Origin of the sequence: Amycolatopsis sp. NPDC005961 (genome assembly GCF_040629235.1) — a bacterium.
Taxonomy (GTDB): Bacteria; Actinomycetota; Actinomycetes; order Mycobacteriales; family Pseudonocardiaceae; genus Amycolatopsis; species Amycolatopsis camponoti.
The window spans coordinates 24,664-45,877 of sequence record NZ_JBEXVF010000041.1; the positions used below are offsets into that span (position 1 = coordinate 24,664).

Genomic DNA, 21,214 nt, shown 5'->3' on the forward strand with positions numbered 1-21,214 from the left:
CCATAGACGAGAACGTGTTCCAGTTCTAGGGTGGTGACCATGGACGAACTCGTCGCGGACGTCATCATCGTGGGGTTCGGAGCGGCCGGCGCCTGCGCCGCCCTCGAAGCGGCCGACGCAGGCGCCGACGTCATCCTCGTCGAGCGGTTCGGCGGCGGTGGCGCCAGCGCGGTGAGCGGCGGCGTGGTCTACGCGGGTGGCGGGACCGCCCAGCAGCTTGACGCGGGCGTCGACGACTCGGTCGACGCGATGTACGCCTACCTGCGGCTCGAAACCGGGGACGTCGTCGCCGAGAAGACCTTGCGGCGCTTCTGCGAAGGCAGCCGCGAGATGATCACCTGGCTGGAGGGCAACGGCGTGCCGTTCGAAGGCAGCCTGTGCCCCTACAAGACGTCGTACCCGAGCGACGCGCACTACCTGTACTACTCCGGCAGCGAAGCCGCGGGCGGTTTCCGCGACGCGGCGAAGCCCGCCCCGCGCGGCCACCGCGTCAAAGGGCCCGGGACCTCGGGAAAGATGCTGATGACGCGCCTGCAGGAGGCCGTCCGGAAGCGCGGCATCCGGGTGCTGACCCAGACGAACGCCCGCGGCCTGATCCGGGACGACGACGGCCGCGTCACCGGGCTCGTCGCCGACACCCTGCGGGACGCCCCCGCGCGGGTGCGGGCCCGGCACCGGCGGCTCGCGCGGTACTCCGCGAAACCCGGGATCTACGTGCCTTCGCTGCGCAAGTCGCTGCACCGCCGCGTCGAACGGCTGGAGCGCGCACACGGCCGTGAGCTGCGGATCACCGCCCGGCGTGGGGTCGTGCTGGCCGCCGGCGGGTTCATCGCGAACCGCGAAATGGTCCGCGAGCACGCGCCCGCCTACCGCGGCGGCCTCCCGCTCGGCACGTCCGCCGACGACGGCTCGGGCATCCGGCTCGGCGTGGAAGCCGGGGCGGCGACCGGCGAGCTGGGCCGGATCTCGGCGTGGCGGTTCGTCACGCCGCCCAGCGCGTTCCTCGGCGGCATCATCGTCGACGCGGGCGGGCGGCGGGTCATCGACGAGTCCCGGTACGGCGCCGCCGTCGGCGAGAAGCTCATCGAGGACCACGAGAGCAAGGGCTGGCTGCTGGTCGACGCGCCGATCGTGGCGGACGCGCGGCGGGACACCAAGGCGCAAAGCCAGTGGTTCCAGGGGCTCCAGCTGCGCTACCTGCTGCGCCGCGGCCGCGTCACCGGTGCGACGGTCGAAGAGGTGGCGCGCAAGGCCGGGGTCGATCCCCAGGGGCTGCGCGCGAGCGTCGAGGCCTACCGCGGGGCTTCGGATCCGGTCGGCAAGCCCGAGGAGTTCCGGCGGCGGCTGGACCACCCGCCGTTCTCGCTCATCGACATCTCGGTGCGGCCCAACCTGGGCTACCCGACGCCGATGCTCACGCTCGGCGGCCTGGTCGTCGACGAGGACACCGGTGCGGTGCGGAGCGCGGCGGGGGAGCCGATCGCCGGGCTGTACGCGGCCGGTCGCACCGCGGTGGGAATCTGTTCCAGGTCGTACGTGAGCGGGCTGTCCCTGGCCGACTGCGTGTTTTCCGGCCGTAGAGCAGGGATCAACAGTGCCCTGGCGCAGGGTGTTCTCGACAAAAACGAGAACGTGTTCTAGTCTTCTCGGAAGTGGAACCGAGAGAGGACTGCGCATGAGTGAGCAGGTGATCGCCGGGGTCCGGGACCTCCTGCCGGTCCTGCGGGAACGGGCCCAGGACACCGAGGACGCGCGATGCGTCCCCGCGGAGTCCGTCAAGGCCCTGCAGGAGACCGGGTTCTTCAAGATGCTGCAGCCGAAGTCGTACGGCGGCCTCGAAACGGACCCGGTGAGCTTCTACACCGCGGTCAAGCTGATCGCGAGCGCGTGCGGGTCCACCGGCTGGGTCGCCTCCATCCTCGGCGTCCACCCGTGGCACGTGGCGCTGTTCGACGACCGGGCGCAGCAGGAGGTCTGGGGCGAGGATCAGGACGTGCGGATCTCCTCGTCGTACGCCCCGATGGGCAAGGCGGAGGTCGTCGACGGCGGCTACCGGCTGTCCGGCCGCTGGAGCTTCTCCTCCGGCTGCGACCACTGCACGTGGGTGCTGCTCGGGGGACCCGCGTTCAAGGACGGCAAGCCCGTCGACTTCTGCACGTACCTGCTGCCCATCGCGGACTACGCCATCGTGGACGTCTGGGACACCGTCGGCCTGCGCGGGACCGGCTCGAACGACATCGTCGTCGAGGACGTCTTCGTCCCGCAGCACCGCGCGCTGAGCTTCATCGCGACGTCGAAGTGCAAGGTGCCGGGCCAGCTCGTCAACCCCGGGCCGCTGTACCGGCTGCCCTACGGCTCGGTGCACCCGAGCACGATCACCGCGCCGATCATCGGCATGGCGCAGGGCGCCTACGACGCCCACGTCGAACACCAGGGCAAGCGGGTCCGGGCCGCGTACGCCGGTGAACAGTCCAAAGAGGACCCGTTCGCCAAGGTGCGGATCGCCGAGGCCGCCAGCGAGATCGACGCCGCCTGGCTGCAGCTGACCCGCAACATCGAGGACCTCTACGAGCTCGCGAAGCGCGAGGAACGGCTGCCCGTGGACCTGCGGCTGCGCGTCCGGCGCGACCAGGTGCGCGGCACCGAGCGCGCGATCTCCGCGATCGACCGGCTCTTCGAGAACTCCGGCGGCCGCGCCATCCAGCGCGGCACGCCGATCCAGCGCTTCTGGCGCGACGCGCACGCCGGCCGCGTTCACGCGGCCAACGACGCCGAGCGCGCGTACGTCATGTTCGGCACCGGCGCCTTCGGGCTGCCCGTCGAGAACGCGATGTACTGATGGCCGCTCCGGAAGGCAAGTACGTCGAGGCCGGCTCGCTGAAACTGCACTACCACGAGGCTGGTGCGGAACACCCCGAGACGGTCATCCTGCTGCACGGCGGCGGGCCCGGCGCGTCGGCGTGGAGCAACTTCGGCCGCAACCTGCCGGAGTTCGCCAAGCACTACCGGACGATCGCCGTCGACCAGCCCGGCTTCGGCCGTTCGGACAAGCCGACCGAGCACCCGCAGTACTTCCGCCACAGCGCCGACGCCGTTGTCGGCCTGATGGACGTCCTCGGCATCGAGCGCGCCCACTTCGTCGGCAATTCGCTGGGCGGGGGAGCGGCGGTGCGGCTCGCGCTGAACCACGGCAAGCGGGCCGGGCGGCTGGTGCTGATGGGGCCGGGCGGGCTGAGCGTCAACCTGTTCGCGCCGGACCCGACCGAGGGCGTCAAGAACCTCGGGCGGTTCGCGGCCAAGCCGTCGCGCGAACGCATGGAAGCGTTCCTGCGCATCATGGTCCACGACCAGGGGCTGATCACCGACGAGCTGATCGACGACCGGTTCGCCGCGGCGAACACCCCCGAGTCGCTCGCCGCGATGCGGGCGATGGGCAGGTCGTTCGCGCAGCCCGGCACGTACGAAGAGGGGATGCTCTGGCGCGAAGCCCACCGGCTGCGTCAGCGCGTGTTGCTGATCTGGGGCCGCGAGGACCGCGTCAACCCGCTGGACGGCGCTATCCTCGCCCTGAAAACCATCCCCCGCGCGCAGCTGCACGTGTTCGGCGGCTGCGGGCACTGGGCCCAGCTGGAGAAGTTCGACGAATTCAACCGGCTGACCCTCGACTTCCTCGGGAGTTCCTGATGGGTATCCGGTCACTGGGCTACCTCCGCATCGAGGCCACCGACATGGCCGCGTGGCGCGAATACGGGCTCAAGGTGCTCGGCATGGTCGAAGGCAAGGGCGTCGACCCGGAGTCGCTGTACCTGCGCATGGACGACTTCCCGGCGCGGCTGGTCATCTCGCCGGGGCCTGCGGACCGGCTGGCCCGCACCGGCTGGGAGGTCGCGCACGCGGGTGAGCTGGCCGAGCTGCGGTCGCGTTTGGACAGTGCTTCGGTGCCCTACAAGGAGGGCACGCCGGAGGAGCTGGCCGACCGGCGCGTCGTCGAGCTGATCAGCTTCGACGACCCGTCCGGCAACACCCAGGAAGTGTTCCACGGCGTCGCGTTGCAGCACCGGCGCGTCGTGAGCCCGTACGGGCACACGTTCGTCACCGGCGAGCAGGGGCTGGGCCACGTCGTCCTGTCCACAAAGGACGACGAAGCGTCGTTGCGGTTCTACCGCGACGTGCTCGGCTTCCGGCTGCGCGACTCGATGCGCCTGCCGCCGCAGATGCTCGGCCGGCCCGCCGACGGCCCGCCCGCGTGGCTGCGGTTCTTCGGCTGCAACCCGCGCCACCACAGCCTCGCGTTCCTGCCGATGCCGACGCCGAGCGGGATCGTGCACCTGATGGTCGAGGTCGAGAACACCGACGACGTCGGGCTGTGCCTCGACCGCGCGATCCGGCGGAAGGTGCCGATGTCGGCCACGCTCGGCCGGCACGTCAACGACCTGATGCTGTCGTTCTACATGAAGACCCCCGGCGGTTTCGACGTCGAGTTCGGCTGTGAGGGCCGTCAGGTCGACGACGAGAACTGGATCGCCCGCGAGAGCACCGCGGTTTCCCTGTGGGGGCACGACTTCTCGGTCGGCGCGCGGCCTTCGGGCGCATGACCGCGATGGCGGTCGACCAGACCGCGTTCCGCAGCGTCCTCGGCCACTTCTGCACGGGCGTCACGGTGGTCACCGGCCGCGACGGCGACACCCTCGCCGGGTTCGCCTGCCAGTCGTTCGCGGCGCTGTCGCTCGATCCGCCACTGGTGCTGTTCTGCCCGGCGCGGACGTCCCGGACGTGGCCGGTGCTCGCCGCGGCGGGCCGGTTCGCGGTCAACGTGCTGGCCGAGCACCAGGAAGAGATCAGCGCGGTGTTCGGCGCCCGCGGCGAGGACAAGTTCGCCCGGGTCGCCTGGACCCCGGCACCGTCCGGAGCACCGCTGCTCGACGGCGCGTTGACGTGGATCGACTGCGAGCTGGAGGCGGTCCACGAGGCGGGTGACCACTACGTGGTGATCGGCCGCGTGACGGCGCTGGGCACGCCGTCGGAAGCCCGGCCGTTGCTGTTCCACCGGGGGCGGTACGCGGTGACCGAGCCGGCCCGCGACGCCCTGGCGGCGCTGATGCCGTGGCCGCGCCCGGACGACTGGCTCTGAGAGGACGCACGCGCCGCTTCGAGTAACAGCCGCCGGGTTGCGGGCGACTTCCCGGGAGTCGTCGCCCGAGGAGGACCACCGTGCAGCTGTGCGGGTTCCCGGCCGCCGAGGTCGAGTTCGACCGGGCGGGTGAGCTCGTCGGCGACCGGGGGGCCGCCGTGCGGGCGCTCGCCGCCGATCCCGGCGTCACCGATCTCGTCGTCCTCACCCACGGCTGGAACGACGACCCCCTGGTCGCGCGGCTGCTCTACTCGGCGCTGGCCGGGTCGATGCGCGCGGTGTCCGGTGGCGCGCCCGGGCGCCGGATCGCCTTCGCCTGCGTGCTGTGGCCGTCGCGCAAGCTCGCCGGACCGGAACCGGACGCCGGCCTGCCCGAGCGTCTCGACCTGCTGCGGGACCTCGTGCCCGGCCAACGGCTCACCATCGACGCCGCGGCCGACCTCGTGCCGGCGCTGACCGTCCGGGCGACCGCGCGCACCGCGTTCGCCGCCGCGCTGCTCTCGGTGGCCGCCCGTGGCGCCGACGACCGCGAAGACGCTTCGACGCAACTGTTCACCCTCCCCGGCGGCACCGTCATGGACCGCCTCGGGGCGACCGGGTTCGCCGACGCGGCGGCCGGCCTCCTCGACTTCCTCGCCTACTACGAGATGAAGGCCCGCGCGGGCGACATCGGCGTTCGCGGCCTCGCGCCGCTGCTGGCCACGCTCGACGGCCCGAAGATCCACCTCGTCGGCCACAGCTTCGGCGGACGGCTGGTGACCGCGGCCGCGGACGCGCGTCCGGCCGGGTCGCTGGCGACGCTGACCCTGCTGCAGGCGACGTTCTCGCACCACGCCTTCGCCGCCGGCTGGGACGACGGCGAGGCCGGCCCGCAGCCCGGCGCGTTCCGCCGGGTCCTGGACGAGCGGGTCGTGACCGGCCCGATCCTCGTCACGCACACCGCCAACGACCTCGAGGTCGGCGTTGCCTACGCCCTCGCGTCCCGGATCGCGGGCCGGCCGGCTTCCGCGGCCGGCGACGCGTCGAGCCCCTACGGCGGCCTCGGCCGCAACGTCGCGCAGCGGACCGCCGAAGCCGTCACCGCGGAGCTGCTGCCGGTCGGCGGGAGCTACCGCTGGCGGCCGGGCGTCCCGCACAACCTGCTCGCCGACCGGTTCGTGCGCGGCCACACCGACGTCTGCGGACCGCAGATCGCTCACGCGCTGTGGTCGGCGATCGCGTCGAGTTAGCGTCCGGGTGGTTGTGCGCGGTTCACAGGTGGGCCGCATCCCATTCACGAGAAAAAGTCGAGCCCCCGCGCGCACACTGTTATCGAGATGACGTCTTTCCGGGAGGAGTGAGTCGCGCATGCGTGGGCCCAGCGGACGGATCACCCGGTTCCGGCGTCGGCTGCACCCCGGCCGCAACCCGCTGACCAGGTTCGGCGATCGCGTCGAGGCCGCCCTGCTGGCGCTGGTCTTCGCGGGCGCGCTCCTGGCGCTGCCGTTCGCGGCGGCGTTCGGGTCCGACACCTACGCGGCGCAGACCGCCCGTGCCGCCCAGGAACGCACCACCCGCCACCCGGCGACGGCGGTGTCCCTGGCCGCGGCGCCCAACCAGAGCTACAGCAGCGACGGCGCGGGTGCCCCGGCCGACCAGACGACGGTCCAGGCCGCCTGGTTCGACGCGCGCGGCGTCCGGCACACGGGCGACGTCCTCGCCGACGCGGGCAGCCCGGTGGGCACGCACGTGCCGGTGTGGCTGGACCAGCGCGGCGAGCTGACGAACGAGCCGCTCTCGCCGTCCACCTCCGCGGCCGACGGCGTCTTCGCGGCGATCCTGCTGTGGGTCGCGATCACCGGGTCCCTGGCGGGCTTGTACGGGATCGGCCGGTTCGCGGTGAGCCGCCTCCACTCGGCGGCGTGGGACCGCGCCTGGGCCGAAGCGCGGCACGACAGCCGGTTCTGATCACTTCCAGCGGAAGTGCACGAAGACCCGGCCGAAGTTGTCCTTGTCCTTCTCGATCCGGTGGTAGAGCGCCTTGACGTCCTTGCGCTCGAGGAACCGCAGGACGTGCTTCTTCAGCTGGCCCGACCCCTTGCCCGGGATGATCTCGACGAGCGGCGCCTTCTTGGCGACGGCCTCGTCGATGATCGCCTTGAGCGCCCGGTCGATCTCCCCGCCGCGGTTGTAGATGTCGTGGAGGTCCAGCTTCAGCTTCACACGCGCTCCCGCCGCCGACGTGCTTGCGAAGCCGACACGCGTGATCGAAGGGTCGGCACGCGTGATTGCGGGGTCGACACGGCGGATCGAAGTCGTGTCGTCGCTCTGATCACGCGTGTCGGCTCGCTGATCACGGGTGTCGGCTCTTCCGTCACAGGGCCTGCCACCACCCGTCGACCGCCGGCGGCTCGGTCACGTCGACGCGCTCGCCCGGGCGGGGGATCGCCAGCGCCAGGTCCGCCGCCTTCGCTTCGCGCCACACCCGGTCCGCCGGCTCGCCCCACGGGTGCATCGCCAGCTGGAACGTCGCCCAGTGCACCGGGATCAGCAGCTTCGCCCGCACGTCGATGCCCGCCGCGACGCCTTCCTCCGGTGTCATGTGGATGTCGGACCACTGGGGGGCGTACGCGCCGATCTGGATCAGGGCCGCGTCGAACGGGCCGTGCTCCTCGCCGATCGCGGCGAAACCGTCGAAGTACCCCGTGTCGCCGCTGTAGAACACCCGGTGCGCGGGCCCCAGCAGCGCCCACGACGTCCACAGGGTGCTGTCGTTGGTGATGCCACGGCCGGAGAAGTGCTGGGCCGGCGTCGCCACGAACCGGACGCCCGCCACCGTCGCTTCCTCGTGCCAGTCCAGCTCGATGATCCGCGACGCCGGGACGTGCCAGCGTTCGAGGTGCGCGCCCACCCCGAGCGGCACCAGGAAGGGCGCCGAGGTCGACGCGACCAGGGAGCGGACCGTCGCGAGGTCCAGGTGGTCGTAGTGGTCGTGCGAGATCACGACGGCGTCGACCCGGCCGACCCCCGACAGCGCCACCGGCGGCTCGTGCAGCCGCCGCGGGCCCGCGAACGCCGCCGGCGACACCCGGTCGCTCCACACCGGATCCAGGAGCACGCGGGCGCCGTCCAGCTCGATCAGCGCCGACGCGTGGCCGTACCACGTCACGTGCAGGCCCTCGGCCGACTCGACCGGCGAAGCGGCGACCAGCGGAACCGCGCCGGCGGGCTTGCGCAGTTCGCGGTGCTCGCCGAAGAACATCTCGCGGAAGATGGTCCGCATCGACGCCGCGGTCATCGGGAGCCGGGGCGCGGCGTTGCGGAACACCTTGCCGTCGAACTGCGGTGACGTGCGGACGCGTTCGGCCCGCGCGCCGGTGGCTTTCGCGCCGAACGCCGCCGGGAGGTCGCGCAGGGCGGCGATCGTCTTTCTCATGTCTCCGAGTCTACGAAGGGTTCCTGAGAGGTGCCCCAGCTTCATGCAGGTGGGTGAGGGCCTGCCGGTAGGACTCGACGAGGCTCGTCTGCAGGTAGGGGATGTCCAGCTCGGCGCAGTAGCCCTGGACGATCGGCTGCGCCAGCCGCAGGTGCCGCGACGGCATGCTCGGGAACAGGTGGTGCTCGATCTGGTAGTTGAGGCCGCCGAGGGCGACGTCGGTGACGAGGCCGCCGCGGACGTTGCGCGAGGTCAGCACCTGCTTGCGGAGGAAGTCGAGCTGGGGCTGCCCGGTCAGCGTCGGCATGCCCTTGTGGTTGGGCGCGAAGATCGATCCCATGTAGACACCCCAGAGCGCCTGGTGGATCACGAAGAACAGCAGCGCCATGCCGGGGGAGAGCACGAGCAGCAGCGCGCCGAGGTAGACGACGACGTGCGTGGCGAGCAGCGCGGCTTCCACCCAGCGGCGGCGCAGGCCCGGCTTGACCACCGCGCGGATCCCCGAAACGTGCAGGTTGAGGCCTTCGAGCGTCAGCATCGGGAAGAACAGGAAGGCCTGGTACTTGCCGATGAACCGCGCGACCCCGCCCGCGTTCCGGGCCTGGTCCTTCGACCACACGAAGATGTCCGGGTCGACGTCGGGGTCGAGCTCCTCGTGGTTCGGGTTGGCGTGGTGGCGGGTGTGCTTGTCCATCCACCAGCCGTAGCTCATCCCGATGCCGAGGTTGCCGACGAGCATCCCGGCGATCTCGGTGGGCCGCCGGCGGCGGAAGACCTGCTTGTGCGCGAGGTCGTGGGACAGCAGGGCGATCTGGGCGAACATGACGGCCTGGAACGCCGCGACGGCCAGCTGCCACCACGAGTTGCCGAGGAACGCGAAGGCGACCCACCCGGCGGCGAAGAGCCCGCCCACGATGGCGAACCGGGCGGTGTAGTAGCCGGGGCGGCGCGCCATCAGGCCGGCGGCGGAGATGCGTTGGCTCAGCCGGGCGAAGTCGCTGCCGGTGTGCACGAGGTTCTCTGTGGTCACCGGCAGCAGTCTTCCTGGTAGGGGTTCGTCGCGGAACCCGGAGCGCCCCCGGCACATTCCGGGGGCCTGCCCTACCGCCGAATCTGGTATAGGGGCTCCTTGATCAGCCGACGTACTCCGCGAGGTGCTCGCCGGTGAGCGTCTTGCGCGATTTCACCAGGTCAGCGGGGGTGCCCTCGAAGACGACGCGACCGCCGTCGTGGCCCGCGCCCGGGCCGAGGTCGATGATCCGGTCCGCGTGGGCCATGACCGCCTGGTGATGTTCGATGACGATCACCGATTTGCCCGAGTCCACAAGTCGGTCGAGGAGGCCCAGCAGCTGCTCGACGTCGGCCAGGTGCAGGCCCGCCGTCGGCTCGTCGAGGACGTAGATCCCGCCCTTTTCCGCCATGTGCGTCGCCAGCTTGATCCGCTGCCGCTCGCCGCCGGACAGCGTCGTGAGCGGCTGGCCGAGCGTCAGGTAGCCGAGGCCGACGTCGGACAGGTGCGTCAGGATCTTGTGCGCCGCCGGAAGCTGGGCCTCGCCGCCGGCGAAGAACTCCGTGGCCTCGGCGACCGACATCGTGAGGACTTCGCTGATGTCGCGCCCGCCGAACTTGTAGTCCAGCACCTCCGCCATGAACCGCTTGCCTTCGCAGACCTCGCACGGCGTCGCGGTGCCGGCCATGATCCCCAGGTCGGTGTAGACGACGCCGGCGCCGTTGCAGTTCGGGCACGCGCCTTCGGAGTTGGCGCTGAACAGGGCGGGCTTGACGCCGTTGGCCTTGGCGAACGCCTTGCGGATCGGCTCCAGCAGGCCCGTGTAGGTCGCCGGGTTGCTCCGGCGCGAGCCGCGGATGCCGGTCTGGTCGACCGTCACCACGCCCTCGCCGCCGGACACCGAGCCGTGGATCAGCGAGCTCTTGCCCGAGCCCGCCACCCCGGTCACGACGGTCAGGACGCCGAGCGGGATGTCGACGTCGACGTCCTGGAGGTTGTGCGTCGACGCGCCGCGCACCTCCAGGAAGCCCGACGGCGACCGCACCGACGGCTTCAGCGAAGCGCGGTCGTCCAGGTGCCGCCCGGTGAGCGTCTTGCTCTTCCGCAGGGCGTCCACCGTGCCCTCGAAGACGACTTCGCCGCCGTCGGAGCCGGCGCGGGGGCCGAGGTCGACGACGTGGTCGGCGATCGCGATCGCCTCCGGCTTGTGCTCGACGACCAGTACCGTGTTGCCCTTGTCCCGCAGCTGCAGCAGCAGGTCGTTCATGCGCTGGATGTCGTGCGGGTGCAGCCCGATCGTCGGCTCGTCGAAGACGTAGGTGACGTCGGTGAGCGACGACCCGAGGTGCCGGATCATCTTGGTGCGCTGGGCCTCCCCGCCCGAGAGCGTCCCGGAAGGACGATCGAGCGAGAGGTAGCCGAGCCCGATCTCGACGAACGAGTCGAGGGTGCGGCGCAGCGCGTCCAGCAGCGGCGCGACCGACGGCTCGGCCAGCTTCCCGACCCAGCCGGCGAGGTCGCTGATCTGCATCGCGCACGCGTCGGCGATGCTGATCCCGTCGATCTTCGACGACCGGGCCTCTGCGGACAGCCGCGTGCCGTCGCAGTCCGGGCACGTCGTGAACGTGACGGCCCGCTCGACGAACGCGCGGATGTGCGGCTGCATCGAGTCGACGTCCTTGGACAGCATCGACTTCTGGATCGCCGGGACGAGTCCCGAGAACGTCAGGTTGATGCCTTCGACCTTGATCTTGGTCGGTTCCTTGTACACCAGGTCGTTGAACTGCTTCTTGGTGAACTTCTTGATCGGCTTGTCCGGGTCGAAGAAGCCGGAGCCGCGGAAGATGCGGCCGAACCAGCCCTCCATGCTGTAGCCCGGGATCGTGATCGCGCCCTCGTTGAGCGACTTGTTCTCGTCGAACAGCGCGGTCAGGTCGATGTCGTTGATCTTGCCGCGGCCCTCGCAGCGTGGGCACATGCCGCCGGTGATGCTGAAGCTGCGGCGCTCCTTGATCTGGCGCCCGGCCTTCTCGATGGTGACCGCGCCCGCGCCGCTGATCGAAGCGACGTTGAACGAAAACGCCTGCGGTGAGCCGATGTGCGGCTGCCCGAGCCGGCTGAACAGGATGCGCAGCATCGCGTTCGCGTCGGTGGCGGTGCCGACCGTGGAGTGCGGGTTGGCACCCATCCGCTCCTGGTCGACGATGATCGCCGTCGTGATCCCGTCGAGCACGTCGACGTCGGGCCGGGCCAGCGTCGGCATGAACCCCTGGACGAAGGTGCTGTAGGTCTCGTTGATCAGCCGCTGCGACTCGGCGGCGATCGTGCTGAACACCAGCGAGCTCTTGCCCGAGCCGGAGACGCCGGTGAACACGGTCAGGCGGCGCTTCGGCAGCTCGACATGTACGTCCTTGAGGTTGTTCACGCGCGCGCCGTGGACGCGGATCAGGTCGTGGCTGTCGGCGACGTGCGGCGCGGACTTCCTCGTGGGCTTGGTCATCGGGTCTCCAGCACTCGGTCGAAGGTGAGCGTGCGGGCCGCCAGGGCGGCCCGCCGGTAGGCGTGCGGGGACTGCCCGTAGGCGTCCCGGAAGCGGCGGAGGAACTGCCCGGCCGTCATGCCGGCGCCGCGGGCGAGCGCCTCGACGTCGAGGGCCGGTTCGCGGTCGATGCGGTCGCGGGCCCGGCGCAGCAGCGCCAGCTCGCGGAAGTGCTCGTGCGCGGCGGCTTTCAGGCTGAGGCACATGTCGGTCCCCTTTCCTGGGTGCGGCCCAGCACCGCCCGGGCCGCGATCGGGAGCAGCAGGAGCGTCAGCACCCCGGAGAGCACGAGCCCGCCGGTGGTGCCAGTCAGCTCGATCAGGGGACCGCCGAGGGCCAGGCCCAGCGGGGCGGCCACCGTGGCCCCGGTCGTCCACAGCGTCACGACCTGCTGCTGTTCCCCGGGAGCGAGCCCGGACTGCAGGAAGCTGTACGCGACGGGCGTGAACGGCGCGTACACCAGGCCGCCCAGCGCGAAGACGACCAGCGCGGCCGGGAGGTCGCCGACGACCGCGAGCGCGATCGGGCACAGCGCCCACAGCCCGATGATCGCGACCAGCAGCGGCCGCTGCGGGAGGTTGCGCAGCCGGCCGACGAGCGCCGCGCCGACGAACGCGCCGGCACCCAGCGCGCCCCACAGCAGCCCCAGCCCGGACGCGCCGGCGTGCAGCGTCCCGCTGACGTACAGCGGGAGCGCCACCTCGATGGGCATGTAGAGGAAGTTGAAGAAGAACTCGACCACGAGCAGCCGCGCGGCCACCGGGCGGCGGCGCAGGATCCGCCAGCCCGAGGTCTTCGGCTCGCGCAGCGCGTCCCGGCCCCCGGTGTCCCGCGGCACGGACAGCAGCGTGGCCGTGAGCAGGATCAGGGCGCCGCCGGCGTCGAAGAAGAGCGCGTAGCCGGCGCCCGCGGTCGCGACGACCAGCCCGCCCAGCACCGGCCCGGCGATGTAGAGCGCGAACGTCGTGTTCAGCCCGAGCAGGCCGTTGACCGAAAACCGGCCGGCCTCGCCCGCGGCCGACGTCGCCAGGAGCCGGCGGCTGCTCGACCCGGCGAGCCGGAAGGTCGCGCCGAAGAGCAGGCCGGTGAACAGCACCGGCAGGGTGAGCGTGCCGGTGACGGACAGGACGCCGAGGGTCGCGAACGTCAGCGACCGCAGCACGCAGTCGGCGACCAGGAGGGTGCGCGGCGGGACCCGCACCCGGCCCAGGCCGATGGCCAGCGCGAGCACGGTCGACAGGGCGAACGGCGCGGCTTCCACCAGCCCGATCGCGATCGCCTTCGGCACGCCGCCGTGCAGGGACAGCGTCTGCACGGGCATGGCGACGATGATCATGCCGGTGCCGACGTTGGCCAGCAGGTCGCCGAGCAGCAGGCCGGCCACCCGGCTGTCCCGCAGGACCTCGCGATAGCTCCGGGCGACCGCGACCTCGGTCAGCGCAGCTCCTGGATGCGCAGGAGGTTGCCGGCGGGGTCGCGGAAGGAGCAGTCGCGGACGCCGTAGGGCTGGTCGACCGGCTCCTGGACGACCTCGGCGTTGCCTGCTTCGAGCTTCGCGAACAGCGCGTCGAGGTCCTTGGTGGCGAGGTTGATGCCGGCGTAGGTGCCCTTGGCCATCATCTCGTTGATGGTGCGGCGCTCGTCGTCGGTGAGGCCGGGGGTCGCGGTCGCCGGCGCCAGCACGATCGCGGTGTCGGGCTGGTTCGGCGGACCCACGGTGATCCAGGCCATCTCGCCGTACTTGACGTTCATCCGGACCTCGAAGCCGAGCAGGTCGCGGTAGAAGGCGAGCGACGCTTCCGGGTCGGTGTGGGGGAGGAAGCTCGAGTGAATGGTGACGTCCATGACGGTGACCCTAGGTGGCGGCCGAGGGCCGCGCTTCTCGATTCCTGATCGGTCTGGTGACCTGTTTGGCCACGCACGCCGGCATCCCCAGGGTGGCCTCGGCCTGCTCCTCGCGGTAGACGCTCGGCGGCACGCCCACCAGCTCGGCGAACCGGGTGCTGAAGGTACCCAGCGACGAGAAGCCGACGGTGAAGCAGACCTCGGTGACGCTCAGCTCGCCCTTGCGCAGCAGGGCCATCGCCCGCTCGATCCGCCGCGTCATCAGGTACGAATAGGGTGACTCTCCGTACGCTTTCCGGAACTGCCGGCTGAGGTGGCCGCCGGACATGTTCACGCCCCGCGCGAGCGCTTCGACGTCGAGCGGCTGGGCGTACTCCCGGTCGATCCGGTCCCGGACCCGGCGCAGCAGCGCGAGGTCGCGCAGGTACTGGGCCGAGGCGGCGGTGCTGGTCACGCTTGAATCGTGCCACACCGGACAGCTCCGGCGGAGAGCTTCGTGTCGTCCCTCGGATCACGCGTGTCGTCCTTCGGATCACGCGTGTCGACCGTTTCCGCACGACATCGGACGTGCGCCGAGAGGCATCGAGCGTGGTTGGGGAGGCATCACGCGTGATCGGAGGGTCGACACGGTCAGCGGAGGGTGTCGCCGATCGTGTCGCGCAGCCAGCGCTGGGCCGGGTCCGCGTCCAGGCGGGCGTGCCAGTACAGCCGGACGTCGGTTTCCGGCAGCTCCACCGGCATCGGGAACCAGCGCAGGCCCAGCGCCGGGCCGTGCTGCTCGGCGAGCCGGCCGGGGACCATGCCGACGTAGCCGCTCGACGCCACCAGCAGCGTCGCCACGGCCGACGTCGGGACCACCGCCGCCACGTGCCGCCGCAGGCCGAGCGCGGCCAGCGCCTCGTCCAGCGGACCCCGGGCCAGGCCGCGCCGGGACGCCGCCACGTGCGGGTGGCGGCACAGCTGCGCCGGGGTCGGACGGCGGCCGCGGCCCAGCGGGCTGTCGGCCCGGACGATGCCGACCAGCTGTTCGCGGTACAGCACCGTGGTCCGGATGTCCGGGGCCGGAGCGTCGCCGACGCCGATGTCGAGGTCGATCGAGCCGTCGCGCAGCGCCTCCGGGCTTTCGCTGCCCTCCGCGACGAAACGCAGCGTGACGCCCGGCGCGGCCGCCGCCGTCGCTTCGACCGCCGCCGACGCCAGGGTCGCCGCCACGCCGTCGTTGATGCGGATCGTGAACGTCCGCTCGAGACCGGCCACCGAGAAGTCCACGTTGACCAGGGCCGCCGCCTCCTCCAGCAGCGACCGCACCCTCGGCGCCGTGCGGAGCGCGAACGGTGTCGGTGCCATCGCGCGGCCGGCGCGCACGAGGATCGGGTCGCCCATCGCGCGCCGCAGCCGGGCCAGCGCCCGGCTCGTCGCCGGGATGGACAGGTGGAGGCGCTCGGCCGCCGCCGTCACGCTCCCGTCCCGCAGCAGAGCGTCGAACACGCGTAGGAGGTTGAGGTCGAGCTGATCGGACATAGTTGCAGCGTACGCAACTCTGTATTGCCGAAGTTGCGTGGCGCGCTACGGCAGGCGGTTCCTACCGTCGGGCTCATGCACCTCGAGAAACGAACCGGCCTGCTCACGATCGTGTGCGCCTGCGTCGTGCTCGTCGTCGGCATGGTCGCGGCGGTCAACCTCGCCGTCCCGATGCTCGCCGCGAGCGCGCTGCACCCGTCGGCGTCCGCGCTGGTCTGGATCGTCGACACCTACGTCATCGTCTTCGCCTGCCTGGTTATCCCGGCCGGGGCGGCGGGCGACCGGTTCGGCCGCAAGGGCGTCCTGCTGGCCGGGCTCGGGCTGTTCGCCGCCGGCGCGCTGCTGTCGGCGGTGGCGCCGGACGTCGTCCCGCTGCTAGCCGGCCGGGCGCTCACCGGGGTCGGCGCCGCCGCGGTGCTGCCGAACTCGCTCGCCGTGCTGCTGCACGCCGTGCCGCCGGAGAAGCGGGCCGCGACCATCGCGACCTGGGCGTCGATGACCGGCATCGGCGGCGTCCTCGGCAACGTCGGCGGCGGGCTGGTCCTGACGGCCGGCTCGTGGCGGTGGCTGTTCGCCGCCGTCGTGCCGCTCGCCCTCGTGACCGCCGCTCTGGTGGCGCGCACGGCTCCGGTGTCCTCGCGCCACGACCGCGCGCTGGACCCGCTCGGCACGGTGCTGCTGGTCGGGGCCTCGGTCGCGCTGCTCGTCGGCATCGTCCAGGGCCCGGAGGCGGGCTGGGGGAGCGCGGTCGTGGTGACCGGGTTCGCCGGCGCGGCCGTGCTGTTCGCGGCGTGGACGTTCGTCGAACTGCGGGCCGCGCACCCGCTGCTGGACCCGCGGTTGTTCCGGATCGCGGGCCTGCGCAGCGCCTGCCTCGGGATGACGACGATCTTCTTCGGCATGTTCGCGCTGTTCTACGTCAACGCGTCGTTCCTGCAGTACGCCAAGGGGTTCGGCGTCCTGGGCACCGGGCTGGGGATCATCCCGCTGACCGTCCCGATCATCGCCGGCGGCCGCCACGCCGGCCCGCTGGCCCGGCGGATCGGCCTCGACACCACCGTGGCGCTGGCCTTCGCGTTCGTCGGTGGCGGCCTGCTCGGACTGTCCACAAGCGACACGACGACGCCGTACGCCGGCTACGCGGCCTGGCTGGTGGTGACCGGGATCGGGGTGACGCTGGCGCTGCCGACGCTGTCGGGTGTCATCGCCGGCTCGCTGCCGCCGGACCGGGCCGGCGTCGGCACCGGGCTGCAGGCCACCACGCGGGAGTTCGGCAGCGCGCTCGGCGTCGCCGTCATCGGCACGGTCATGACCGCGGCGAGCCACGGGCCCGACTTCGTCACGGCGTTCGTCGCGGGCGCGGACGCCGGGCTGCGGGTGGTCGGGATCGTGGTGCTGGTGCTCGGCGTGCTCGTGGTGGCCGAATCGAAGGTCTCACAAGGGGTCAGGACGAGGTGAAGGCCGCCTCGAGGGTTCCCGTTTCCCTCGAGACGGCCTTCGCCGGTGCAACCCCGACCCGACTTTCGACCGTGCCGGCCTTTCCGGCGGCATACCCTTCCGCCGGAAAGGCCGGCACGGACGTGCACGCCGCGACAGTGGGGACCACCGCAGCGCTCGACCCCGGGCCCCCGCCCGGTGCGCCGGAAGAAGGCCACCCCGGGGGCGTCGGGTTCCCTCGGGATGGCCCTCTCCTGGCCCGCCGGACGCTCGGTGCGCGACACGCGAGGCGGGCAGGGGGACGCTTGTTGTTCTGGGGTTCCGGTGACGGAGCCCCGGTTGTCACAGTTGTCGTTCGGGGGTTCCGGGTGGCGGAGCCCCCGGCCCGAGGCGGAGCCTCGGTTGTCACAGTTGCCGTTCGGGGGTTCCGGGTGGCGGAGCCCCCGGCCCGAGGCGGAGCCTCGGTTGTCACAGTTGGGGGGCCGGTCACCACACCGCCCAGCCGCGGAGGGGATGTGGTGACCGGCAAGGGACGATGGCCGCCGCGCGCAGCCACGTCCCGGCTTTCTACCTCCCCATCGGGATGGCCATGGTCGGCGGCGCCGCGGCCCCGGGCTGTGCGGCGAACGCCGTGGTGGGCGGGGCCGCCAGCGCGGGGAACGCCGTCGTGGGGATGTCGTTGGCGAACTCGCTCTCGAACTCGCGCTCGAAGGCCTGCTCGTCGAAGCCGCTCTCGAACTCCGGCGGCACCTCGGCCGCCAGCGCGGCGAGCGACGGTTCGACCGCCGGGACCTCGGGCACGACGGCGGCGGGAGCGGGCTCCGGCTCCGGAACGTAGTCGGGTGCGGGCAGCCGGCGGTCGAGCTCGGCCATCCAGTCGAGCATCGCCCGGGGCTTGTCCCACGCGGAGATGCCGACGAGCTGTCCGTCGCGGATGAAGCCGGTGATGCCGTCCGCCAGCGTCACGGTGTCCTCGGCCAGGCTGGGCATCCCGCACATCTGCAGCCGCGTGTCGTACAGCGTCGACCAGGCCCGGGGGAGCGGGGTGAACGGCTTGGCGCTGGACTGGCCCATCAGCAGGTTGTCCGCCGCGTGCCGGGCCGACTCGACGGCGTTGATCCAGTGCTCGACCCGCCGCGGGGTCTCGTCGAACCGCAGGTTCGGCCAGCGCGCGATGTCCCCGGCGATGACGACATCGGAGGCGCCTTCGGCGAACAGCTTCGAGTCGCAGAGCACGCCGTCGCTGATGTCGAGGCCGGAGCCGCGCATCCAGTCGACCGACGGGACGCTGCCGATGGCGAGCACGACGACGCTGGCGACCAGCAGCTGGTTGTTCGTCAGGTGCAGGCCGACGGTGTCCTTCGTGCTGATCCAGTGCCGCACTTCGCTCTTCATCGCGAGCTTCGCGCGGTGCTCGTGGTGCGCCTCGACGACGCCGCTGGAGACGCGGTCGCCGAAGCGGTGCAGCGGTGCCTTCGCGTGGCCGATCAGGGTGACGTCCCGGCCGATGTGCCGCATGCTCGCGGCGAACTCGTTGCCGATCAGGCCGGCGCCGATCACGACCGCCGGCTTCTTGCTGGCGTTGAGGCAGCGCCGCACGGCCATCGAGTCCTCGACCGTGCGCAGGATCCGCACGCGCGGGTCGTGCCGCGGCGACCCGGGCAGGTGCCGCGGGTAGACGCCGGTCGCGGCGATCAGGCCGTCGTACCAGAGGGACTCGCCGCCAGGCAGGTGCACGACCCGCTCGGTGGTGTCGAGGTGCGTGACCCGCGCGCCGAGGCGCCAGTGCACGTCGAGGTCCGGCAGGTAGTGCGAAAGGCCCACGTCGCTGGGCCGTTCGGTCCCCATGACGAGCGCCTTGGAGACCATCGGCCGGTGGTAGGGACGCCGCGCCTCGTCGCCGATGAGGACGATCTCGCCGTCGAAGTTCTGTTCCCGCAGCCGTTCCGCGGCGCGCAGCCCGGCGACACCCGCACCGACGATGACGATCCGGTCGCCGTCAGCCATCGAGCTCTCCTCTCATGACGACCGCCTGCATCGGGCAGCAGCGGGCCGCCATCTTCGCCTGTTCGATCGTGGTTTCGTCCAGCAGCCGCGTGTGGAAGCGCAGGCGGCCGTCCTGGCCGAGGTCGAAGACGTCCGGCGCTTCCATGGCGCAGATGCCGTAGAGCTCGCACCGGTCGTTGTCGACGCTGATCCGGGGCCCGCCACCGGGCAAACGGAAGGGCATGTCAGGCCACCTGCTCTTCCACGAGTCCGATGCGTTCGAGGGTCCGGGCCGGCATGAACCGCAGCAGCGACGTCGTGACCGCCGGGACGAGCAGCGTGATGCCGCCCAGCCAGACGACCGCGAGGTGGCCGTTGGCGATCGAGCCGAACCACGCGTGCAGCGCGGTCAGCGCGACGGCCGGGTAGGCGCAGCGGTGCAGCCACAGCCAGCGGCGGTAGGAGGTGAACCGCTGCAGGCCGGCGGTGAGCGCGATGGCCAGCATGACCTCGAAGCCGACGATGCCGATGCTGTGCCGGGTCTCCTGGCCCGACAGGAAGGGGAGGAACAGGTACTGCAGGCTGTACGGCTGGACCGTCAGGTAGAAGAAGCCCAGCGCGTGGATGCCGCCGAAGATCAGCGTGCCGGTGGCGAGCACCATGTGGGAGCTGCGGAGTGCCTTGCGGCCGGTGACCGAGCGCACCCAGCCGGTGGCGGTGAGCACGCCCCAGGTGAGCGTGAGCATCATCGCCGCGTAGGACGCGCGGGCGGCGAACGCCGCGAGACCGCGGGCCGCCGGGTCCGTCTTGGGCTGGAACTGCTGCGTGAGGAAGATCGTCGCGTCGTGCCAGGTCTCAACCATCACTGCCCCCGGTTCTGACGGTGGCCGGCCGGCGCGTCGCCTTGGCGCGGCCGCGGTTGCCCTTGATCTGGCGCAGCACGTAGAAGAGACCGCCACCGACCAGCAGGAACAACGCTCCCACCACGGCGATCTGCGAGGTGTCGAGGCCGAGCGGCTGCCCGGCGGGCGCGGACGTCGCGGAGACGACCGGTGCGGGAAGCGCCGTGTAGTCGACCATGCCGGTGCTCTCGAGCATCGTCATGTGCCGCATGACGGCCTGGTTGCCGACGGTCGCGAACGCGCGCACGTCGTCGTTGCGGGTGCCGGCGCGCAGCTGCGCGAGGACGGCGAACACGGCGCCGTGCGCCGAGCGGAGCCGGTTGGCGAAGACGCTGTCGAACGCCGGCCCGGGGGCCGCGTTCATCTCTTCGAGGAGCCAGCCGCGTTGCTCGTCCGACGGCTGGTCGGGCACCGGCGAGTTGAGCTTCGCCGACAACGCGCGGGTGGCGACGTCGAGCCGGCCGTGGTCCATCATGATCGCGAAGCCGACCGCCTGGACCTTCGGGCTGCCCTTCTGCATCGCCATCATGCCCGAGGGCATTTCCCACAGCCCGGCCTGGCGGACCTTGTTCAGCAGGATGGCGTCTTCGGGGGAGATGCCGGTGCTCGTCTGGGCGATCGAGGCCGGGGACACCGACGCGAGCAGGGTCAGCACCGCGACCAGCACGAACAGGATCCGGACCACCGGGCGGGAACGCTCGGGCGAGGACGGCGGGGCGAACTCCGGACCGGCGAACTCAGAGGCCGAAAGCATTGGTCCTCCACTCGTCCTGGGTCAGGGTGATCTTCTTGCCGTCCGGCGCGATCGGGTACCAGGCCTGGTCGGCACCCTGACCGGAGGTGTCGGCCGGCTCGCTGTCCCCGACGAAGTGGTAGAGCGGCCAGCCGGCGAGAGTGGCCTGCTGGGTGCCGTCGTCGCGGGTGAGCTCGCCGATCAGCGACTGGTCGACGTCGATCGGCGCGGGACCGCCGGTCTTGACGGGGATCCACTTGGTCGCACAGGCGTCGTTGCAGTTCGACCGCGGCGGGTTGGTCGAGTCGCGGTCGTAGCGGTAGATCGTGTATCCGGTTCCGTCGACGAGCATCAGGCCGAGGTCGAAGGTCTTCGCACCCCTGAGCTGGCTCTTCATCGGGTCGTTCGGGTTGGCCGTGATGGGCTGCGGCATGGCGAGGGTCATCGGGGCCTGCATACCGGGCATTTGCATACCGGCGCCGCCGCCCGCCGCGTAGCCACCCGAGGTGGCCGCGCCGGCGGTACAGGCGGTGAGCAGGGCGAGTGCGGTGAGGCACACGGCGGCGGGGACCACCGTTCGGGGAATGCGTATCACTGCTCCTCCGTGGGCATGACTACGCGCAGTAGCCTGGGGTGAGGCGAAAATGCGCGCGAAAGATCCACAATGGACAATCAGTCCGGAGTGGATGCGGAGCG

At 71.6% G+C, this 21,214-nt stretch carries 22 protein-coding genes; 8 read left to right on the forward strand and 14 right to left on the reverse strand.

Annotated features, from left to right (window positions below; genetic code table 11):
• Positions 1-39: 39 nt before the first annotated feature.
• The 7 genes from ABZ342_RS30555 (at position 40) to ABZ342_RS30585 (ending at position 7,078) form a co-directional block, all read left to right on the forward strand.
• Positions 40-1,641: an FAD-binding protein gene (locus ABZ342_RS30555; protein ID WP_360480159.1), complete on the forward strand. Its 1,602-nt coding sequence runs from the start codon at positions 40-42 to the stop codon at positions 1,639-1,641.
• Between the two features lie 34 nt (positions 1,642-1,675).
• On the forward strand, positions 1,676-2,839 hold the full coding sequence (gene hsaA / locus ABZ342_RS30560) for a 3-hydroxy-9,10-secoandrosta-1,3,5(10)-triene-9,17-dione monooxygenase oxygenase subunit (protein WP_360480162.1): 1,164 nt from the start codon (positions 1,676-1,678) through the stop codon (positions 2,837-2,839).
• Positions 2,839-3,684: a 4,5:9,10-diseco-3-hydroxy-5,9,17-trioxoandrosta-1(10),2-diene-4-oate hydrolase gene (hsaD, locus tag ABZ342_RS30565; protein ID WP_360480165.1), complete on the forward strand. Its 846-nt coding sequence runs from the start codon at positions 2,839-2,841 to the stop codon at positions 3,682-3,684. Before hsaA ends, hsaD begins: the two co-directional genes overlap by 1 nt.
• Positions 3,684-4,595 (forward strand): iron-dependent extradiol dioxygenase HsaC, encoded by a 912-nt coding sequence (gene hsaC / locus ABZ342_RS30570; RefSeq protein ID WP_360480168.1) that lies wholly within the window; start codon positions 3,684-3,686, stop codon positions 4,593-4,595. Before hsaD ends, hsaC begins: the two co-directional genes overlap by 1 nt.
• Positions 4,592-5,131, forward strand: a complete 540-nt coding sequence (gene hsaB / locus ABZ342_RS30575; RefSeq protein WP_360480171.1) for a 3-hydroxy-9,10-secoandrosta-1,3,5(10)-triene-9,17-dione monooxygenase reductase subunit — start codon at positions 4,592-4,594, stop codon at positions 5,129-5,131. The genes hsaC and hsaB overlap by 4 nt, the downstream gene beginning before the upstream one ends.
• A gap of 80 nt (positions 5,132-5,211) precedes the next feature.
• A complete protein-coding gene (locus ABZ342_RS30580; protein ID WP_360480174.1) occupies positions 5,212-6,360 on the forward strand; it encodes a hypothetical protein in 1,149 nt (382 codons plus the stop codon).
• Between the two features lie 118 nt (positions 6,361-6,478).
• Positions 6,479-7,078: a hypothetical protein gene (locus ABZ342_RS30585; RefSeq protein WP_360480177.1), complete on the forward strand. Its 600-nt coding sequence runs from the start codon at positions 6,479-6,481 to the stop codon at positions 7,076-7,078.
• Here the strand turns inward: ABZ342_RS30585 and ABZ342_RS30590 are convergent, their stop codons facing one another.
• The 9 genes from ABZ342_RS30590 to ABZ342_RS30630 all read right to left on the reverse strand — a co-directional run bounded on the left by ABZ342_RS30590 (position 7,079) and on the right by ABZ342_RS30630 (position 15,460).
• Positions 7,079-7,333, reverse strand: a complete 255-nt coding sequence (locus ABZ342_RS30590) for a Smr/MutS family protein (RefSeq protein WP_155542207.1) — start codon at positions 7,331-7,333, stop codon at positions 7,079-7,081.
• Between the two features lie 151 nt (positions 7,334-7,484).
• Entirely contained in the window at positions 7,485-8,546 is a 1,062-nt protein-coding gene (locus ABZ342_RS30595) for an MBL fold metallo-hydrolase (RefSeq protein ID WP_360480180.1), read from the reverse strand.
• Positions 8,547-8,556: 10 nt separating this feature from the next.
• Positions 8,557-9,576: an acyl-CoA desaturase gene (locus ABZ342_RS30600; protein ID WP_230862402.1), complete on the reverse strand. Its 1,020-nt coding sequence runs from the start codon at positions 9,574-9,576 to the stop codon at positions 8,557-8,559.
• Between the two features lie 103 nt (positions 9,577-9,679).
• The gene (locus ABZ342_RS30605; RefSeq protein ID WP_360480183.1) at positions 9,680-12,055 is read right to left on the reverse strand and encodes an excinuclease ABC subunit UvrA; all 2,376 of its coding nucleotides are present in this window, start codon (positions 12,053-12,055) and stop codon (positions 9,680-9,682) included.
• On the reverse strand, positions 12,052-12,300 hold the full coding sequence (locus tag ABZ342_RS30610; RefSeq protein WP_360480186.1) for an AraC family transcriptional regulator: 249 nt from the start codon (positions 12,298-12,300) through the stop codon (positions 12,052-12,054). Before ABZ342_RS30610 ends, ABZ342_RS30605 begins: the two co-directional genes overlap by 4 nt.
• The gene (locus ABZ342_RS30615) at positions 12,285-13,478 is read right to left on the reverse strand and encodes an MFS transporter (RefSeq protein ID WP_360480189.1); all 1,194 of its coding nucleotides are present in this window, start codon (positions 13,476-13,478) and stop codon (positions 12,285-12,287) included. The genes ABZ342_RS30610 and ABZ342_RS30615 overlap by 16 nt, the downstream gene beginning before the upstream one ends.
• A 50-nt stretch (positions 13,479-13,528) precedes the next feature.
• The gene (locus tag ABZ342_RS30620) at positions 13,529-13,939 is read right to left on the reverse strand and encodes a VOC family protein (protein WP_155542213.1); all 411 of its coding nucleotides are present in this window, start codon (positions 13,937-13,939) and stop codon (positions 13,529-13,531) included.
• 10 nt (positions 13,940-13,949) lie between these two features.
• Positions 13,950-14,393 carry a helix-turn-helix transcriptional regulator gene (locus ABZ342_RS30625; protein ID WP_155542214.1) on the reverse strand — a complete coding sequence of 148 codons (444 nt, stop codon included), beginning with the start codon at positions 14,391-14,393 and terminating at the stop codon, positions 13,950-13,952.
• Between the two features lie 176 nt (positions 14,394-14,569).
• On the reverse strand, positions 14,570-15,460 hold the full coding sequence (locus ABZ342_RS30630) for a LysR family transcriptional regulator (protein ID WP_360480193.1): 891 nt from the start codon (positions 15,458-15,460) through the stop codon (positions 14,570-14,572).
• A 111-nt stretch (positions 15,461-15,571) separates the two neighbouring features.
• Here ABZ342_RS30630 and ABZ342_RS30635 point away from each other — a divergent pair, with 111 nt between their 5' ends.
• Positions 15,572-16,918, forward strand: a complete 1,347-nt coding sequence (locus ABZ342_RS30635) for an MFS transporter (protein ID WP_360480272.1) — start codon at positions 15,572-15,574, stop codon at positions 16,916-16,918.
• A 546-nt stretch (positions 16,919-17,464) separates the two neighbouring features.
• On the opposite strand, the gene ABZ342_RS30640 is transcribed toward ABZ342_RS30635, so the two are convergent.
• Genes ABZ342_RS30640 through ABZ342_RS30660 form a run of 5 tightly spaced genes read right to left on the reverse strand, consistent with a single transcriptional unit; the run spans position 17,465 to position 21,113 of the window.
• Entirely contained in the window at positions 17,465-18,904 is a 1,440-nt protein-coding gene (locus tag ABZ342_RS30640; protein ID WP_155542217.1) for an FAD-dependent oxidoreductase, read from the reverse strand.
• The gene (locus ABZ342_RS30645) at positions 18,897-19,127 is read right to left on the reverse strand and encodes a ferredoxin (RefSeq protein ID WP_086675010.1); all 231 of its coding nucleotides are present in this window, start codon (positions 19,125-19,127) and stop codon (positions 18,897-18,899) included. Before ABZ342_RS30645 ends, ABZ342_RS30640 begins: the two co-directional genes overlap by 8 nt.
• A gap of 1 nt (position 19,128) precedes the next feature.
• Positions 19,129-19,746: a ferric reductase-like transmembrane domain-containing protein gene (locus ABZ342_RS30650; protein ID WP_155542218.1), complete on the reverse strand. Its 618-nt coding sequence runs from the start codon at positions 19,744-19,746 to the stop codon at positions 19,129-19,131.
• Positions 19,739-20,539, reverse strand: a complete 801-nt coding sequence (locus tag ABZ342_RS30655; RefSeq protein WP_360480198.1) for a DUF4142 domain-containing protein — start codon at positions 20,537-20,539, stop codon at positions 19,739-19,741. The genes ABZ342_RS30650 and ABZ342_RS30655 overlap by 8 nt, the downstream gene beginning before the upstream one ends.
• Positions 20,523-21,113, reverse strand: a complete 591-nt coding sequence (locus ABZ342_RS30660; protein WP_155542220.1) for a hypothetical protein — start codon at positions 21,111-21,113, stop codon at positions 20,523-20,525. Before ABZ342_RS30660 ends, ABZ342_RS30655 begins: the two co-directional genes overlap by 17 nt.
• Between the last annotated feature and the right edge of the window lie 101 nt (positions 21,114-21,214).

Bases quoted from the DNA above. Each gene is read 5' to 3' on its own strand.
- ABZ342_RS30650 (WP_155542218.1), bottom strand. From the start codon at position 19,746: ATGGTTGAGACCTGGCACGACGCGACGATCTTCCTCACGCAGCAGTTC.
- ABZ342_RS30610 (WP_360480186.1), bottom strand. From the start codon at position 12,300: ATGTGCCTCAGCCTGAAAGCCGCCGCGCACGAGCACTTCCGCGAGCTG.
- ABZ342_RS30620 (WP_155542213.1), bottom strand. From the start codon at position 13,939: ATGGACGTCACCATTCACTCGAGCTTCCTCCCCCACACCGACCCGGAA.
- hsaA (WP_360480162.1), top strand. From the start codon at position 1,676: ATGAGTGAGCAGGTGATCGCCGGGGTCCGGGACCTCCTGCCGGTCCTG.
- ABZ342_RS30630 (WP_360480193.1), bottom strand. From the start codon at position 15,460: ATGTCCGATCAGCTCGACCTCAACCTCCTACGCGTGTTCGACGCTCTG.
- ABZ342_RS30605 (WP_360480183.1), bottom strand. From the start codon at position 12,055: ATGACCAAGCCCACGAGGAAGTCCGCGCCGCACGTCGCCGACAGCCAC.
- ABZ342_RS30645 (WP_086675010.1), bottom strand. From the start codon at position 19,127: ATGCCCTTCCGTTTGCCCGGTGGCGGGCCCCGGATCAGCGTCGACAAC.
- ABZ342_RS30640 (WP_155542217.1), bottom strand. From the start codon at position 18,904: ATGGCTGACGGCGACCGGATCGTCATCGTCGGTGCGGGTGTCGCCGGG.
- ABZ342_RS30655 (WP_360480198.1), bottom strand. From the start codon at position 20,539: ATGCTTTCGGCCTCTGAGTTCGCCGGTCCGGAGTTCGCCCCGCCGTCC.
- ABZ342_RS30595 (WP_360480180.1), bottom strand. From the start codon at position 8,546: ATGAGAAAGACGATCGCCGCCCTGCGCGACCTCCCGGCGGCGTTCGGC.
- ABZ342_RS30555 (WP_360480159.1), top strand. From the start codon at position 40: ATGGACGAACTCGTCGCGGACGTCATCATCGTGGGGTTCGGAGCGGCC.
- hsaD (WP_360480165.1), top strand. From the start codon at position 2,839: ATGGCCGCTCCGGAAGGCAAGTACGTCGAGGCCGGCTCGCTGAAACTG.
- hsaC (WP_360480168.1), top strand. From the start codon at position 3,684: ATGGGTATCCGGTCACTGGGCTACCTCCGCATCGAGGCCACCGACATG.
- ABZ342_RS30585 (WP_360480177.1), top strand. From the start codon at position 6,479: ATGCGTGGGCCCAGCGGACGGATCACCCGGTTCCGGCGTCGGCTGCAC.
- hsaB (WP_360480171.1), top strand. From the start codon at position 4,592: ATGACCGCGATGGCGGTCGACCAGACCGCGTTCCGCAGCGTCCTCGGC.